The sequence below is a fragment of the Rhodococcus sp. IEGM 1408 genome (genome assembly GCF_033142235.1).
Lineage (GTDB): Bacteria > Actinomycetota > Actinomycetes > Mycobacteriales > Mycobacteriaceae > Dietzia.
Genome location: NZ_JAWLRW010000005.1, coordinates 268,391 through 284,459, shown reverse-complemented (window position 1 = coordinate 284,459; position 16,069 = coordinate 268,391). Strand labels below are relative to the sequence as shown.

Sequence of the window (16,069 nt, the reverse complement as noted above, 5' to 3'; positions counted from 1 at the left end):
GTTAGTCCGCTGCGTGGGAGCGGTCAAGGGTTTTCCCGGACCACCTCGTCCGCCGTGATGTCGGGGGTCGCCCCTACCCTGGGTGCGTGCGGTCGAGCGTGTGGGTCCCCGAGTCCGAGGTCCAGCGGTTCGTGGGGTCCGCGGCGCTGGGTCGTTCCCGCGGATACGCCACTGCGGACGCTATCCGGGACGTGAGCTACAACCCGACGTCGCGGACGTTGTCGGCCCAGGTCAAGGGCAGTGGCAGCCGCTGGTACCAGACGGAGGTCTCCTTCGGACACCCCGATCCGAGCGGCTGGTCCCGGCCCAAGCTCAGCACGTGCACCTGCCCCGTGGCGCTGCGGTGCAAGCACGCCGCCGCGCTCATGCTCTACGCGGGCGCCGAGCCGAGCAGCGGGGTGGACGCCGGCGCGGAACCCGTGCCCGAGTGGCGGCAGCGGGTCGAGGAGGCGCTGCACGGGCTGGGGTCCGAGCCCCCACAGCGGGAGTCCGAGGTCTACGGACTGCAGTTGTCGGTGGTCGCGGACGAGGACGTGGACGACGACTGGGCCGGTGGGCTCCGTCCGGGGCTCGGCAACCGGCTCCGCGCGCGGATCGTGGTCCCGGGCCGGGGCGGGCGGTGGAAGTCGGCGGGCGTGGAATGGGACCGGCTGCGCTACGGCTGGAACGGGGAGATGACCGCCGCGCAGACCAGCTGGTTCCGCGCCATGGACGCCCTGGCCCGCAGCCGCCGCCAGGCCAGGGTCTGGCTGGACCTGTGCGACGCCGAGGTCCCCGCACTGTGGCCGCTCATCTCCACGGCGGCGGAGGCCGAGGTCGAGATCGTCCCCGATGACGGCCTGCACGACGTCCGGCCCGGGCCGCCCCGCCGCGTGGGCCTCACGGCGTGGTCGCCCGACGGCCGGGACGTGGTGGTGACCGCCGCGGCGGAGTTGCTGCCGGACTCGGACGGCGACCGAACGATGCCCGACGACGACGAGGAGCTCAGCAGCCCGCTGCCGGGCGCTCTCGTGGGGGAGCGCGGGGACCTGGTCGCGGTGGTCCGGGACAGGGTGCTGGAGCTGAGCCCGGTCGGCCGGCTCGACCCCGGGGTGGCCCGCGGTCTGCGCGGCTGGCAGCAGCTGACCATCCCGGACGAGGCCGTGCCGGAGTTCTGCGGCGAGTTCCTCCCGGGGTTGGTCGACGCCTTCCCGGTGGTCGATCGCGTCGGTCGGCTGGAGCTGCCGGAGCCGGACCGCGTCGAGTTCGAACTCGTCATCCGCCGCTACGCGGGCCCCGACTCCGCGGGCGGGCCGGACCTCGTCGTGGAGTGGTACCGGCTCGACGTGCTGCGGATGAGCGACGGCACCGAGACCGTGCGGCGCCGGCCCCTGACCGTCCTGGACCTGGGCGACGCCGGACCGATCACGGCGGACCCGGATTCGCTCGACCTCGCGGCGCGGGTCGAGGCGACCGACTGGGGGTGGGTGATAGAGGCCGCGCCCATGCGGGTGACCGGCCACGACGCCGCGGTGCTGCTGGCCGACGGGGTGGCGGACCTGCGTGCTCTCGACGGCGTCCGGGTGACCGTGCGCGACGGGGTCCCGGAGATCCGCCGCGCGAGCGAGGGGCCGCGGATCAGGGTGGCGGCCGAGGACGACCGGTCCGGGATCGACTGGCTGGGACTGTCGGTGGGCGTGACCGTCGAGGGGCGCCCGGTGCCGTTCGCGACCGTGTTCCGGGCGGTGGTGAGCGGGCAGGCGGAGTTCGTCACCGACGACGGTGTGCTGGTTCCCGTGGACCTCGAGCGCTTCGGTGAGCTGCGCACCCTGCTCGACGAGGCGCTCGCGGCCTCGACCGCGCGGGCCGGGCAGGCCGCGGGCGGGGGCGACATCCGGATCGGACTGGGGCAGGCCGGGTTGTGGTCGGACCTGGCCGAGCTGGCCGACGATCTCGCGCCGCCCACCGGGCGGGCCGCGGCCCTGCTCGAGCTGGCCTCGGACACCCCCGAGCCTGTCCCGGTCCCGGCCGCGTTGCAGGCCGAACTGCGGCCGTATCAGCAGCAGGGGTTGGACTGGCTGGCGATGCTGTGGCGGCACCGGATCGGCGGGATCCTGGCCGATGACATGGGTCTGGGCAAAACGGTCCAGTCACTCGCGCTGATCGCGCACGTGCACGAGACCGCCGGCTCCCCGCCGGGGCCGTTCCTGGTGGTGGCGCCCTCGTCGGTCGTGCCCAACTGGGAGGCCGAGGCCCGGAGGTTCGTGCCCTCGCTGCGCGTGGCGCGGCGGTCGTCGACGCAGTCCAAGTCGGTCACCACGGTGGCCGAGGACGCCGCCGCCCACGACATCGTGGTGACCTCCGCGACCGTCCTGCGGCTGGACGCCGGGGCGTATGCGGGAATCGAGTGGGCCGGGGTGATCCTGGATGAGGCGCAGCAGGCCAAGAACCCCACGTCCAAGCTGTTCGCGGCCCTCGCCGGTCTGCGGGCGGATTTCCTCCTGGCCGTCACCGGCACGCCCATGGAGAACAACCTCACAGAGCTGTGGGCGGTCGCGGCCCTGTCCTGCCGCGGGGTGCTGCCCGACGCCAAGGAGTTCCGGACCCTGTTCCGCACGCCCATCGAGAAGCACGGCGACGCCGAGGCGTTGCATCGGCTGCGCCGCCGACTGCGGCCGTTCCTGCTGCGGCGCCGCAAGGAACTGGTGGCGAGCGAGCTGCCCCCGCGGACCGATGCGGTGATGGAGGTCGAACTCTCGGCCGCGCACCGGCGGGTCTACGAGCGTGAACTGGCGCGGCAGCGGGCGTCGCTGCTGGCGCTGCTCGACGACTTCGACTCCAACCGCATCACCATCCTCGCCGGGCTCACGGTGCTCCGCCGACTGTGTCTGGACCCGTCGCTGGTCGACCCCGCGCACGCATCGATCCCGTCGGCCAAGACCGACGAGCTCATCACCTCGTTGCGTGAGGTCGTGGCCGAGGGGCACCGGGCGCTCGTGTTCAGCCAGTTCACCACCTACCTCGACACGGTGGTCGACAGGCTGCGCGCGGAGGGCATCACGGTCGCTCACCTGGACGGCAAGACCACCGACCGGGCCGGCGCGGTCGGCGAGTTCACGGAAGGCGGCGCCCAGGTGTTCTGCCTGAGCCTCAAGGCCGGCGGCGTGGGCCTGAACCTGGTGGGCGCCGACTACGTCTTCCTGCTGGACCCGTGGTGGAACCCGGCCACCGAGGCCCAGGCCGTGGACCGGGCCCACCGCATCGGGCAGACCCGGCCCGTGCTGGTCTACCGGATGGTCGCCCGCGACACCATCGAGGAGCGGGTCGTGGAGCTGCAACACCGCAAGGCCCAGCTCTTTGCCTCGGTACTGGACAGCGGCGAGCACTTCTCGGCCGCGCTCACGGCCGACGACCTGCGGGGGTTGTTCGACTAGCGGTGATGTCGTCAGGCGGGCTCGGCGAGCGCCAGCCCGGCCGCGACGGCCGCCCCGAAGAGGGCGGTGTCCCGGGAGGGCGAGTACACGACGCGGGGGACCGAGACCGAGATCGGGAGCGACTGCAGCTGCTCCGCCACCGGGCCGTGCAGTGCCTCGCCGAGGCCCGCGACGATCCCGCCGGTGAGCAGGACCGTCCGGGGCCGGAACAGCTGCACGGTGTCCACGAGGAAGGACCCGAGCCGGTAGGCGTAGATCTCGGCGGCGCCGTCGCCGTGTTCGCGCTCGAGGTCGTACAGGCCGTGCCCGCCGAGCGCCCACCAGGCCTCGGTGTTGGCGCCGTCGCCCACCAGCCGCCAGTGCCCCAGGTCCCAGCCGGTGTGGCCGCACGGGTGGATGAGCGCGCCGTGATGGTTGAGGGCGCCGAAGCCCAGGGAGGCGCCGAGGGAGATGGCGATCCCGCCGTACTCGACGTCGGGGAGCCGGGTCAGGGCGAGCGCGTGGGCGTCTCCGTCGCCGATCACCGAGACCGGGGTGTCGAGCAGGCCCAACAGTTCGGTGCGGAGTCCACCCTCCGCCCACGCCGCGGCCCGGGAGGCCTCCACGCGACCCCGGTCGGCGTCGATGCGGCCGTTGATCGAGACCCCCACGCCGGCGGGGGAGGGGTCGACGGCGAGGATCGCCGAGGCGAGATCGTCGGCGGTGGCCACCTCGACCCCGTGGACACCCACGACCTTGCCGTCGATCACCGCGCCGATCCGGGTGCCACTACCGCCGATATCCACGACGACGCCGTTCCTCATTGCCCCACCTCTCGCTCCACAAGGTCCATTGTGGCGAAGATCCGGGGGCGGCGGAGCGCCAGGTGTTCCCGGGGGTCAGGTCGACCCCGTCCGGGTGACGACCCGATCGCGCCCGACTCAGTCGCATCCGACGAGGTGGAGCGCGAACCGATCGCCGTAACCGAGGGTCAGCTGGGGGTACGACCCCGGCCTCTCCGCCATGATCTCAGGCCGGTGCTCGACCGCGTGGTCGATTCCCACCGCGTGCATGAGCTCGTGCATCGTCAGTGCGCGGGTCCACGGGTCGCCTGGAACCGGGTTGATCTGGTCCGGCCGGAGCGTGACGGACCCGTGCCGGATCAGGCCCTCGGGCCAGATGGTGGGGCCACCGACACCCGCGATCTCCGGGTCGTCGAACATCGGATGGTCTCCGTAGTTCACGGAGATGGCGCCTTCGCTCTCCCTGTTGTCCCGGGAACCGGGTCCGGCGTACCGGAGGGGCAATCCACTGGCGGACGCGAGCGTCTCGACCGCCCAGACCAGATCCGTCCCGCTGCCCGGTGGCGCATCGAATGACCACACGGGGATGTCGTGCTCGCAGGGCCAGTGCGGGATGTAGACGTCGTCGGTGATCTCTACTGCGAAGTCGACTCCGGGGACCAACCCCGCCGGCGGCGAGTAGTCGTCGAAGCGTCGCGGCGACCACTGTCCCTGGTGGGGCACCGGTGCGCCCGGGGGCGCGTTCCGGGTCAGACCGGCGTCCCCCGTCGACAGGGAGAGGCCACCCGCCTGACCGGACAGTCTCGCCGCGCCGGCGCTGAACGCGGCGACAGTGTCCCGGTGCTGCTCGGGGACGACCTTGTCCAGAAGAAATGGAGAGGAGCCGACGATCGCCAGGCTGAGGACCACGGGCACGGCGAGCGCCACGAGGTAGACGAGGAAGGTGACGACCGATGGGGCGGCGCGTCGATACGAGTTCTGGTTCACGAGGCTCCGAGTCGGACGGCACTGGCTACCGGCGGTACGTGGAAAAGAACGGACAGCTCGGTCACGGTGCCTGCCTGGGGTTCACGGGTGACGGTCAGCGCGGAGCGGACCGCCCAGTCGGATAAGAGACTACTCATATGACGGCGGCGCCCAAGGGGTCACCTGCCGCCCACTCTGGTCATCTCCTCTAGGCCTGTGTCGAGGATCACAGTGGGGGACGGTATGCCTCGACTGCCGGGGACGTTAGTAGTGGACATGACCACATCTATCGAGAACGACATCCTGCTGCAGCTCGACGAGCAGGCCCAGAACCTGCTCTTCCGCGAGGCACGGAGTGCCAACGCCTTTACTGACGAGCCGGTGACCGACGAGCAGATCCGCGCGATCTTCGACCTGGTCAAGTGGGCTCCGACCTCGATGAACATCCAGCCGCTGCGAGTGGTCGTCCTCCGCTCGGAGGAGGCCAAGGCCCGGCTGGTGCCGCTCCTCGCCGAGGGGAACCAGGCCAAGACCGCTGCTGCTCCGGCCGTGGCCCTGTTCGCCGCCGACGTGGACTTCCACGACGAGCTGCCCAAGCTCTTCCCCCACTTCCCGGGTGCCCGCGACCTGTTCGCCGGTGACGAGGCTGCGCGGGCCAGCACCGCGGAGCTCAACACCGGGCTGCAGATCGGCTACGCCATCCTCGGTATCCGCGCCGCCGGCCTGGCCGCGGGCCCGATGACCGGCTTCGACGCGGCGGCGATCGCCGAGGAGTTCTTCCCGGACGGCCGCCACCGCGTGCTCGTCGCGATCAACATCGGCAAGCCGGCCGAGAACGCCTGGTTCGACAGGCTTCCGCGGCTCGAGTTCGACGAGGTCGTCGAGACGCTCTGACCTGCCGTTCTGACACAACTCCATAAGCGCGACCCCGCCTGCCTCCCCCGCCGCCGCGGGGGAGGCAGGCGTCGTTCGGGGCGGCCGCCCCGCCCGGATCGGCCTCGCACAACTTGAGCGGAATAGACTCAACCCGTAAGGGGTTACATCTATTGTCCGGCCTCACCACGGTCGAGTATTGACTCAAATACGCTCAACATCACGTCAGCGAAAGGATCGGTCGATGAGCCAGTTCAACCCCACGACCAAGACCCAGGCGGCCCTGTCAGCCGCCGTCCAAGCCGCCTCCGCGGCGGGGAACCCGGATGTCCGTCCGGGGCACCTGCTGGTGGCATTGCTCGAGCAGCAGGACGGGATCGCGGGGCCCCTGCTCCAGGCGTGCGGGATCGACCCGCAGCTGGCGCTCACCCAGGCCAAGAACCTCACCGCGAGTTACCCCAGCGCATCCGGCTCGGGACTGGCCGCCCCCAACTTCAACCGCGACGCCCTCGCCGTCATCAGCTACTCCCAGACCCTCGCCTCGGAGATGGGGGACTCCTACGTCTCGACCGAGCACGTCCTGGTCGGCATCGCCGCGGGCCACGCCGGTGGCGACGCGGCCAAGTTGATGACCGAGCTCGGTGCCACCGAGGACACCCTCAAGCAGGCCTTCACGGCGGTCCGCGGTACCACCCGCGTGACCACGGACAACCCCGAGGACCAGTACCAGGCGCTCGAGAAGTACTCCACGGATCTCACAGCGCGGGCCCGCGAGGGCAAGATCGACCCCGTCATCGGCCGCGATTCGGAGATCCGGCGCGTGGTGCAGGTGCTGTCCCGGCGCACCAAGAACAACCCTGTCCTGATCGGCGAGCCCGGCGTCGGCAAGACCGCCATCGTCGAGGGGCTGGCCCGGCGGATCGTCGACGGCGACGTCCCGGAGTCGCTCAAGGGCAAGACCCTCCTCTCGCTGGACCTCGGGTCCATGGTCGCGGGTGCCAAGTACCGCGGCGAGTTCGAGGAGCGGCTCAAGGCCGTGCTCGACGAGATCACGGCCTCCGAGGGGCAGATCATCACCTTCATCGACGAGGTCCACACCATCGTCGGCGCCGGCGCGTCCGGTGAGGGTTCGATGGACGCGGGAAACATGATCAAGCCGATGCTCGCCCGCGGTGAGCTGCGCCTGGTCGGCGCCACGACGCTGGACGAGTACCGCAAGTACATCGAGAAGGACGCCGCGCTGGAGCGCCGCTTCCAGCAGGTCTACGTGGGGGAGCCGAGCGTGGAGGACACGGTCGGCATCCTGCGCGGGCTCAAGGAGCGGTACGAGGTGCACCACGGCGTGCGCATCACCGACTCCGCGCTGGTCGCCGCGGCCACCCTCTCCGATCGCTACATCACCCAGCGGTTCCTCCCCGACAAGGCCATCGACCTGGTCGACGAGTCCGCGAGCCGGCTCAAGATGGAGATCGACTCCCGGCCGGAGGAGATCGACGCCGCGGAGCGCATCGTGCGCCGCCTCGAGATCGAGGAGGTGGCGCTGCAGAAGGAGACCGACGCCGCGTCCAAGGACCGGCTGCTCGCGCTCCAGGCCGAGCTCGCGGATTCCAAGGAGAAGCTGGCCGAGCTCACCGCCCGGTGGCAGAACGAGAAGACCGCCATCCAGGGCGTGCAGAGGGTCAAGGAGGAACTCGAAGCGCTGCGCACCGAGTCCGAGAAGGCCGAGCGTGACGGCGACTACGCGCGGGTCGCCGAGATCCGCTACGGCCGGATGCCCGAGCTGGAGAAGCAGCTCGCCGTGGCCGAGGAGAGCGACGTCGCCTCGAACGCCATGCTCAAGGAGGAGGTCGGGCCGGAGGACGTCGCCGAGGTGGTCTCCGCGTGGACCGGGATCCCCGTGGGCAAGATGCTCCAGGGCGAGACCGAGAAGCTGCTCCGCATGGAGGACGACATCGCCAGGCGGGTCGTCGGCCAGCGCGACGCCGTTCAGGCGGTCTCCGACGCGGTCCGGCGCGCGCGGGCCGGGGTCGCCGACCCCAACCGGCCCACCGGCTCCTTCCTCTTCCTCGGCCCGACGGGCGTGGGCAAGACGGAGCTGGCCAAGGCGCTCGCGGAGTTCCTGTTCGACGACGAACGGGCCATGGTCCGCATCGACATGAGCGAGTACTCGGAGAAGCACAGCGTTGCGCGGCTGGTCGGTGCCCCTCCCGGGTACGTCGGCTACGAGGCCGGCGGCCAGCTCACCGAGGCGGTGCGCCGGCGTCCGTACACGATCGTCCTGCTCGACGAGGTCGAGAAGGCCCACCCGGACGTCTTCGACATCCTGCTGCAGGTGCTCGACGACGGTCGCCTCACCGACGGTCAGGGGCGCACCGTCGACTTCCGCAACACGATCCTCGTGCTCACCTCGAACCTGGGCGCGGGCGGTTCGCGGGAGCAGATGATGGACGCGGTCAAGCGCGCCTTCAAGCCGGAGTTCATCAACCGGCTCGATGACGTGGTGATGTTCGACCCGCTCAGCGAGGAGCAGCTCGAGCACATCGTCGACATCCAGATCGACGAGCTCGCGCGGCGACTCAAGGGGCGGCGACTGGTCCTGGAGGTCGACGACGCGGCCAAGGGGTGGCTCGCCCGCCGCGGTTACGACCCGGCCTACGGCGCGCGTCCGCTGCGCAGGCTGGTCCAGCAGGCGATCGGCGACAAGCTCGCCCGGGCCCTGCTCGGCGGCGACGTCCGGGACGGCGACACCGTCCGGGTCGCGCTCGCCGAGGACGGGGAGTCGCTCAGCCTGAACTGATCCGTCTAGTACCGAACGGGCCCGATCACCCCCGTGGTGGCCGGGCCCGCTTCGCTACTCCCGAGCGTCGATGACGAACGGGAGTCCGGCGGGGAGGATCGCGGCGTCTGCCGTGACAAATTGCAGCCTCTCGACGCGAGCCTGCGCCACGAGCATGTGGTCGAACGGGTCCCGGTGCGGAAGAGCCGTGGTGTCGACGGCAGCCACGTGGGCTGCCGATACGGTCAGCTCCACCAGCCCCGCGGCGAGAACCGCATCGGAGAAGCCGCCGGGCAGCTGCAGCTTTCCGCCTGGGGGACCAGGTCCGCGATGGGGCGACCGGCGTCGCCCGCCGCCCCTGTGCCGAGGTTGTTCGGTCGGTCTGGTCACCGCCCGATCTTCCGTGGGGACCACCTCGTCGTCGTACGGACTATCCTTGCCACGTGACCAGAGAACCCGCCCCCGCCCCCGCCACCAAGGTCAGTCCCCTCCTCGTCACGGCGCGTGAGCTCATCAGCGACGTCGCAAACCTGCCCACCCCCGTCATCCTGGACGTGCGCTGGCAGCTCGGCGATACCCGCGGCCGGGAGCACTACTACTCGGGCCACATCCCCGGCGCGCAGTACATCGACCTGTCCTCCGACCTCGCGGGTCAGCGCAACGTGCGGGAGGGCCGCCACCCGTTGCCCTCGCCCGAGGACTTCGAGACGTCGCTGCGCCGCGCCGGGGTCAACAACGACGACCGCGTGGTGATCTACGACGACCTGGGCAACACCTCCGCCGCCCGCGCCTGGTGGCTGATGCGCTGGGCGGGCAAGGAGAACGTGTTCCTGCTCGACGGGGGCCTCAAGGCGTGGATCGCCGAGGGCGAGGACCTGGCGGTGGGGCCGGGCAACCCGGTCGAGCGCGGCGACTTCACCTTCGAGCTCGATCACATGCGCACGGCCGACATCGACGAGACCGAGGCCAGCCCCGCCCGGGGCGTGCTGATGGACGTCCGCAGCCCCGAGCGCTACGCCGGCCGCACCGAGCCGATGGACTCGCGGGCCGGCCACATCCCCGGTGCCATCAACCTGCCCACCGCGTCCTTCCTCGACGACCGCGGTCGGTTCCTTCCCGCCGAGCGGATCCGGCAGATGCTGGCCGACATCGGGGTGACCAGCGGCCAGGACACGGTGGTGTACTGCGGATCCGGGATCCACTCCTGCCACGCCCTCGCGGCCATGGAGGTGGCGGGGCTCGAGGCGGGGCGGCTGTTCCCGGGGTCGTGGTCGCAGTGGTCGGCGGATCGCAAGCGGCCCATCGCGATCGGCGAGTCCCCCCGCTAGATCCCTCCAGGTCCGCACAGCGCCGCGGTGCCTGGCGGGGAACCCCGCCGCCGCTGACTATCCTCGGTGGATATGGTCCTGTTCTGGTTCCTCCTGGCTCTCGTGCTGCTCGCGGCGGCGCTCGTCCTCCTCCGTCTCGACTCGAGGCAGCGCGGCTCCGGGCGTGAGACACCCCCGGCGGTAGGTGTCGGCCCGTCGGGGGAGAAGGGCGGGACCGGCGACGACGACGAGGTCCCGCCCGTCGCCGCGCCGGCGGACGAGGTCGACGACGCCCCGGGCGCGCAGCGCCAGGAGCCCGGGACTCCGCAGCTCGCGCCGTTCCAGCAGGCAGCTCGCACTTCCGACCAGCCGCAGCCGGACGCCGATCGGCACGCCCACGGCGCCCGTCCCGCGGCAGGAGCCGAATCCGGGGACGCTGACGCATCCGATCAGGCCGAGGTCGATCCCGTCGTCGACGACGCGGCTACCGCGGATTCCGCTGTTGCGGTCGAATCCGCTGCCGCCGACCCGGCTTTCACGGACCCTGCTGTCACTGACCCGGTTGCAGTCGACCCTGCCGTGGTCGATCGAGCTGCCACCGACGCCGCCGCCGTCGATCCTGCTGAGCCCACCGCCGAGCCGTCCCCGCGTCTGCTCGACCGGGTGCGCGCGTTCCTGCCCGCCCGCCGCCAGACCGGGCGCCTCCCCGAGGCGACGCCGGAGGCCGCCCCTACCGATCCTCTCGCCGGTTCGCCCGTGGTGCGCTGGCTGGAGGACCGTGAGTTCGAGCCGACCCCCACCCCGGCGCCGGAGTTCCGGCACGGGGACTTCGCCGGCGGGCTGAGCGCTCTGGGCACGGTCTCGCACGGGATGTTCCGGGGTCGCCGCGCGATCATGGGCGTCACCGGCGGGCGCACGGTCCTGGCGCTGCGCCGCGACACCGCCTCGGACGTGGTGCTGGACCTCAGCCGCCCCGATGTCGACGCCGAGCCCGGCTTCCACGACGCCGGTGAGGTGGCGGCGCTGGAGGCGCGGACCTCGGACTACGGGCGGCTCGACCTGATCGACCGCGAGCGCCTGGCCGACGCCGTCCGCGACGTGCCCGCCGACGTGCGCCGCGTCTGGGCCGAGGGCGAGTGGCTGGCCGCCACCGTGGACGGGGTGAACAACCCCTCGACCTGGGACGATGTGGTGATGGCACTCCACGCCGCGGCGGATGTGCTGGCCCCGTTCCCGCCGATCGGTGGCCGGGCCCGCGCGCTCCCCGCCGAGATCGACCCCGGGTCGCCCGGCGCGGCCGCCGGCCCCGAGGCCGATCCCACGGTGGGGATGGGCGGTGAGGTCGGCACCGGTGCGGCCGCGGCCGGCACCCCCGCGCGCACTGCTCCGCATCGGGAGGACCGGGCGCAGGACGACACGGAGCACGAAGCAACAGAGCACGAAGCAACAGAGCACGAAGCGCCGAGCGGTGAGGACCTCGACCCGGGCACCGCGAGCTCAGAGCCGGCCGACTCCTCGGCTCCCGAGCCTGAGTCGCGGCGGGCGGGCCACCTCCGTCTGGTTCCCGACCGCACGGGCGTGCGTGATCTCTCGGACGTTTCGGTGGTGGCCGACCGCGGCGACCAGACCCACGATCCCGCCACCGGCGATCCCGCTACCGACCACCCCGCCACCGATGAGGCCCCCGGTGGTGACGAGCAGTCAGCTGCGGAGCCGACTGTCGAGGCGCCTCTGCCCGAGGAACCCGATCCCTTCGGCGAGATCATGGAGCCCTCCGGCCCCGTGCCCGAGCGCGGCGACGTCGCGGCCGATCACCTGGCGTCTCGGCCGCCGCTGTCCCGGCCCACCCGCGGCGCCGGGCACGCCTACCCCGAGGACGCCTCGGTCCCGCCGCTCGCCGCCGGCGTTACCACGGGCGGGGCCGGCATCAAGCCGCTCGGCTCGGAGGATGACGAGGATGAGATCCGCACCGAGGTCGAGCGCTTTGACGCCGCCCGCATCGACGGCGGCTCGGACCTGGACACCGGGTCGGGCGGCCGGCACTCCCAGCCGGCGCCGGAGGAGACTCCCGTCTGGCTGCGGCCCGACGTGACACCGGAGCCCCCGCGGGCCGGCAGCGGTCGGCACCGGCGGGCGGCGGAGGACCCGGACGAGGTGGACGCGACCGACGAGTCAACCGCGACGGACGTCGGCCGCGAGCGCCCCGGCGCCGAGCCGGACGTCGAGACGACGACCCGCATCCAGCTCCCGCCGGACATCCGGGACTGACCCGGCCAGAGCCGAGGACCCGTCCGCGCAGCCTGCGCGGACGGGTCCTCGGCTCTGCGGGATGGGGTCAGCTGGCGGAGCTCAGCAGCCCGGTGACGGTAGGGCTCGACAGCGGGGCGACGTCGTAGCCGACCAGGTCGGTCAGGCTCGAGATGACCGGGTTGGTGAGGGACCCGAGATCGAGCGAACCGGTTTCGGGCTGGGGGGCGACGGTCTCGCCTACCGTTCCCGCGACCACGACCACGGCCGGGTTCTGGGTGGACCCCTTCCAGTCGTTGTAGTCGAACCAGATCGTCACCAATTCGACGGTGTACCGGTGGGTGCCCGTCCGGTCGGCGCGCTCGATCTGGTCGGTCGGGAAGGCGATCGAGGTCCCGGTCGCCGGCATCGAGACGGGTTCGCCGACGGGCAGTGCGTCGCGGTAGAGCTGGACCAGGGTGCCCGCGGGGAAGTTGAGCCCGGGTCGGACAAAGGTGGCCGTGACGTTGACCGGCAGCGACTCCGCGCCGAGCTGGCCGACGTCGGCGCGGACGGTGAAGTTCGTGTTCCAGAACACCGTGGGCTTGTCCGTGAGGGTGAGGACGATGGTGTCCTGGCTCGGGCTGATGTTCCCCGTCACCCCCAAGTACTCGGCGATGACTGTCCGGGGCTGGTCGGGCTCACCGTCCGGGATGCGCGGGAACGTGTGCTGGATGGTGGCGAAGCCCTGGGCGTTCGGGCTGGCTGTACCGATGACCAGGTTGGTCGCCTGATCCCGGAAGGTGACCGACCCCTGCGTGATCTCAGCTGCGGTCGCGTACGGGGCCGCGACCTGGGCCTGGAGCGTGACAGGGAGGGATGAGTCGGCGGTCTGGTCGCCGCCGACGATGTTGGTCGTCGAGTCGAGCACGTTCGGTGCGACGTCCGCGACGGTGGTCACCGCGAGGCGGGCCGCGTTGTCACTGACCGCGCACTCGACCTGCGTTCCGTTGCCCGTCGCAGCCGTGTGACGGACGTACTGGAACTGGGCGGTTGCCGCCGTGCCCGGAGAGACCGCGCCTGCTCCGGGGAGTCCGAAGACCACCTCGGCCCCCGGCGTCAACGGCGCACGCATGGTGAAGTCGACCTTGGGGAGGCGGAAGGGGGTGTTGGCCGCCTGGACCTGGAGTCCGGAGTTGACCGAGGTACCGGTCGAGCTGCCGAACTTGGCGGAGGTACCGCCCCAGATCCGGAGGGCGTTCTGGTCGGCGGCGGTGACCTTGGTGGTCGGGTTCACGCGGGTGATCGCGGCGGTGCCGGCCGTGAATCCCGTCTGGCCACCCGCGAGCGTGTGGGTGAGGTTGGTCACGTTGGACGGCAGCTGGATGTCGTAGGTGATCCGGCCGGCGCGGTGACCCGTCTGCATCTGGCCCGGCTGGATCGAGACGTCGAAGATCTCGCCCGGCGCGACGGTCTCCGGGTAGGTGACCGTGACCGCGTTGGTCCAGGTGGCGGCCCCGCCGATGTTGTTCGGACTGGACTGGGTGCAGGTGTAGGTGAGCGAGGCGGTCTCGGTCACCGGAGCGGGAGGCTCGGTCTGTGCGGTCGCGGAAGGGGCGAGCGCCAGGGTGGTGGCGAGTGGTAACGCGGCGCCGGCCATCACCGCCAATGCGCGTGTGAAAAACATAGAGAATCCTTATCTTTAGGGGTCTCGGCCGGATCACGAACGTGCCCGTGGAGTCCCGGTCGGCGGCCCCGGAAAGGGCCTTCGGCCGCCTGTGCGTGTGCTGAGCGAAGGGTATGACGCTAGAAGTGTGACATAAACCACTCGGCCAATCCAGTGGGTGAGGGGTCGAAAAGAATGGTGTGTCCAGTTCGGGGACGGCAACCCCCGCTGTCCAACCGTCTCTATGCGCAGGTAAGCGCGGTCTCTCACGGATCGATCGCGCCGTGACGGGAGTTGCAGTTGGTAACTAAGTGAAATATCTCCTTATGATGTTATTGAAATGAGACAATAAGTCCTCCGTAATCGGCGTGTGGGCCATGTCACACTGGACGGGTCTACAACTTCGGGATGGGACTGGCCGGCACGCCGCCGAAGCGTGGTGCGGATCCCCCCCAGTTCTCAGCCTATGTTTAAGGAGTTCACCCAATGGCACGCTCGTTGCACCCGTCAGTCAGGGTCGCGTCTCTCGGCCTGGCCGCGGCTTTCGTCGTCGCCGCGGCACCGACCGCCGGCGCCCAGATCCCCGGCAACAACCCGCGTACGACGATCTATCCCGTCGATGACACCCGCATCCAGCTCGCGGTGGACCCGGTGGATCTCGCCACCGGGACCGTCCGCGTGGTCATGCAGAACAACACGGCCTCGACGCTCAGCTGCACCGGTCTCAACAACGGCCCGGCGGCCACCGTCACCACCGCCGAGGTGGTGGCCAGGTCGGTCGACTTCTACAGCCGGTACCCGCAGTCCCAGCTCGCCGACCTCACCCTCAACCTTCCCTCTGCGGCGGGAGGTGCCCAGACGATCCCGATCGGGTCCGTGCAGACCCAGCTCGGCAGCGCAGGGGAGTTCATCAACCCCGAGTGGGCCGCGTTGTCGGCGAACGGGGACGCGCTCGAGAAGGCCCGGCTCGCCGGCCACTACGGCGTGGCGGGAACGAACATCTCCATCCCGGCGACCCAGGCCTTCACGCAGGTGGTGCGTCTCGAGCACGCCGTGGAGGGCCCCCGTGCGGATTTCCAGACCGGGGTCTTCATGACCTGTGCGGTCGGCGGCCAGCGCTACGCCTTCCACGCCTACGAGGGTGAGGTGAAACCGGTCTACGGAACAGAGGGATCGACGGGCAGCCTCGCCGGCGCCGGCCTGGGCAGCTGAGCGAAGTCCGTCGACAGTGCGTCCGCATCCAACGCAACAGAACGCGACCGGTCCCTCGGGGAGCCGGAATGACAGGAGTAATGAAGACATGAACTCAACCACCACCGCCGCGACACGCGGAGCCGTCGCGGCCGCCGCCGCGTTAGCTCTCGTGGCCGGGGCGACGCCGGTGTCCGCACAGGTTCCCGGCGGAGGCTTCGGGGGATACGTCGTCAAGGTCGACGACACCTCGCTCGTGGTCACCGTGGCCGACAAGGGGGAGACCCCCACCCAGGTGACCGGGACCATTCAGAACACCACCGACGCCGGATTCCGGTGCGAGGTCCCGCAGTTCACCATCAGCGGGCAGAACACCGCGCTGGGCTACGGCCAGGTCACCACGGCCGCCGCCGCCGCCGAGGTTCGCGAGTACTACCGCACCAACGTCTTCACCGGCCCGTCGGACACCAACGCCAACGGCGATCTGGTCTCCCTCGGCTCGCTCTACGACGTCTTCCCGAGCGGCAGCGCCATCGGGTCGGCCGAGACCGCTACCCGCACCGCCCACAACGAGGCCCGCGTGGCCGGTCGGGCCGGAGACCCGAGGGTCGGCAACGCGCTGCAGTTCACCGTTCCGGCCGGGCAGATGGTCGACTATGCGGCTCAGCTCGGGCCGTCATCGACGGGGGACCGCGGTCAGTGGCGCGCCGCGGCCGTGTTCATGTGCCGGAACACGGAGACAAACGACTGGTATCTCTACACCGGCCTCGAGAACATCGAGGACCCCGACCCGGCTCCTGAACCTGAAAGCACCGGCAGCCTCAGCTCGGGCTCCCTCGGTTCGTGAATCCCGTAGACCAACACTTCAA

Annotated in this window: 11 protein-coding genes; 7 read left to right on the top strand and 4 right to left on the bottom strand. The window is 71.0% G+C overall.

The annotated features are described in order from the left end of the window. The first annotated feature begins 86 nt into the window (after window positions 1-86). Complete coding sequence (locus R4P08_RS10615) at window positions 87-3,413, top strand: DEAD/DEAH box helicase (RefSeq protein WP_317813788.1); 3,327 nt, start codon at window positions 87-89, stop codon at window positions 3,411-3,413. Window positions 3,414-3,424: 11 nt separating this feature from the next. Here R4P08_RS10615 and R4P08_RS10610 read toward each other — a convergent pair whose 3' ends face one another. Continuing rightward, complete coding sequence (locus tag R4P08_RS10610; RefSeq protein WP_317813787.1) at window positions 3,425-4,216, bottom strand: ROK family protein; 792 nt, start codon at window positions 4,214-4,216, stop codon at window positions 3,425-3,427. Window positions 4,217-4,333: 117 nt separating this feature from the next. Then, window positions 4,334-5,182 carry a hypothetical protein gene (locus R4P08_RS10605; protein ID WP_317813785.1) on the bottom strand — a complete coding sequence of 283 codons (849 nt, stop codon included), beginning with the start codon at window positions 5,180-5,182 and terminating at the stop codon, window positions 4,334-4,336. A gap of 255 nt (window positions 5,183-5,437) precedes the next feature. Between R4P08_RS10605 and R4P08_RS10600 the strand changes: the two genes are divergently transcribed. Further along, window positions 5,438-6,055 (top strand): malonic semialdehyde reductase, encoded by a 618-nt coding sequence (locus R4P08_RS10600; protein WP_317813784.1) that lies wholly within the window; start codon window positions 5,438-5,440, stop codon window positions 6,053-6,055. A 223-nt stretch (window positions 6,056-6,278) separates the two neighbouring features. Further along, on the top strand, window positions 6,279-8,831 hold the full coding sequence (gene clpB / locus R4P08_RS10595; protein ID WP_317813783.1) for an ATP-dependent chaperone ClpB: 2,553 nt from the start codon (window positions 6,279-6,281) through the stop codon (window positions 8,829-8,831). 54 nt (window positions 8,832-8,885) lie between these two features. On the opposite strand, the gene R4P08_RS10590 is transcribed toward clpB, so the two are convergent. Then, window positions 8,886-9,200, bottom strand: a complete 315-nt coding sequence (locus tag R4P08_RS10590; RefSeq protein ID WP_317813782.1) for a PIN domain nuclease — start codon at window positions 9,198-9,200, stop codon at window positions 8,886-8,888. Window positions 9,201-9,253: 53 nt separating this feature from the next. Between R4P08_RS10590 and R4P08_RS10585 the strand changes: the two genes are divergently transcribed. Both R4P08_RS10585 and R4P08_RS10580 read left to right on the top strand, forming a co-directional pair. Beyond that, complete coding sequence (locus tag R4P08_RS10585) at window positions 9,254-10,138, top strand: sulfurtransferase (protein ID WP_317813781.1); 885 nt, start codon at window positions 9,254-9,256, stop codon at window positions 10,136-10,138. Between the two features lie 72 nt (window positions 10,139-10,210). Further along, on the top strand, window positions 10,211-12,385 hold the full coding sequence (locus R4P08_RS10580; protein WP_317813780.1) for a hypothetical protein: 2,175 nt from the start codon (window positions 10,211-10,213) through the stop codon (window positions 12,383-12,385). A gap of 67 nt (window positions 12,386-12,452) precedes the next feature. On the opposite strand, the gene R4P08_RS10575 is transcribed toward R4P08_RS10580, so the two are convergent. After that, window positions 12,453-14,030 carry a hypothetical protein gene (locus R4P08_RS10575; protein WP_317813779.1) on the bottom strand — a complete coding sequence of 526 codons (1,578 nt, stop codon included), beginning with the start codon at window positions 14,028-14,030 and terminating at the stop codon, window positions 12,453-12,455. Window positions 14,031-14,495: 465 nt separating this feature from the next. On the opposite strand from R4P08_RS10575, the gene R4P08_RS10570 reads away from it, so the two are divergent. Both R4P08_RS10570 and R4P08_RS10565 read left to right on the top strand, forming a co-directional pair. Beyond that, a complete protein-coding gene (locus R4P08_RS10570; RefSeq protein WP_317813778.1) occupies window positions 14,496-15,221 on the top strand; it encodes a hypothetical protein in 726 nt (241 codons plus the stop codon). A gap of 88 nt (window positions 15,222-15,309) precedes the next feature. Beyond that, entirely contained in the window at window positions 15,310-16,047 is a 738-nt protein-coding gene (locus tag R4P08_RS10565) for a hypothetical protein (RefSeq protein WP_317813776.1), read from the top strand. Window positions 16,048-16,069: the final 22 nt, after the last annotated feature.

Bases quoted from the DNA above. Each gene is read 5' to 3' on its own strand.
- R4P08_RS10610 (WP_317813787.1), bottom strand. From the start codon at position 4,216: ATGAGGAACGGCGTCGTCGTGGATATCGGCGGTAGTGGCACCCGGATC.
- R4P08_RS10575 (WP_317813779.1), bottom strand. From the start codon at position 14,030: ATGTTTTTCACACGCGCATTGGCGGTGATGGCCGGCGCCGCGTTACCA.
- R4P08_RS10565 (WP_317813776.1), top strand. From the start codon at position 15,310: ATGAACTCAACCACCACCGCCGCGACACGCGGAGCCGTCGCGGCCGCC.
- R4P08_RS10580 (WP_317813780.1), top strand. From the start codon at position 10,211: ATGGTCCTGTTCTGGTTCCTCCTGGCTCTCGTGCTGCTCGCGGCGGCG.
- R4P08_RS10600 (WP_317813784.1), top strand. From the start codon at position 5,438: ATGACCACATCTATCGAGAACGACATCCTGCTGCAGCTCGACGAGCAG.
- clpB (WP_317813783.1), top strand. From the start codon at position 6,279: ATGAGCCAGTTCAACCCCACGACCAAGACCCAGGCGGCCCTGTCAGCC.
- R4P08_RS10570 (WP_317813778.1), top strand. From the start codon at position 14,496: ATGGCACGCTCGTTGCACCCGTCAGTCAGGGTCGCGTCTCTCGGCCTG.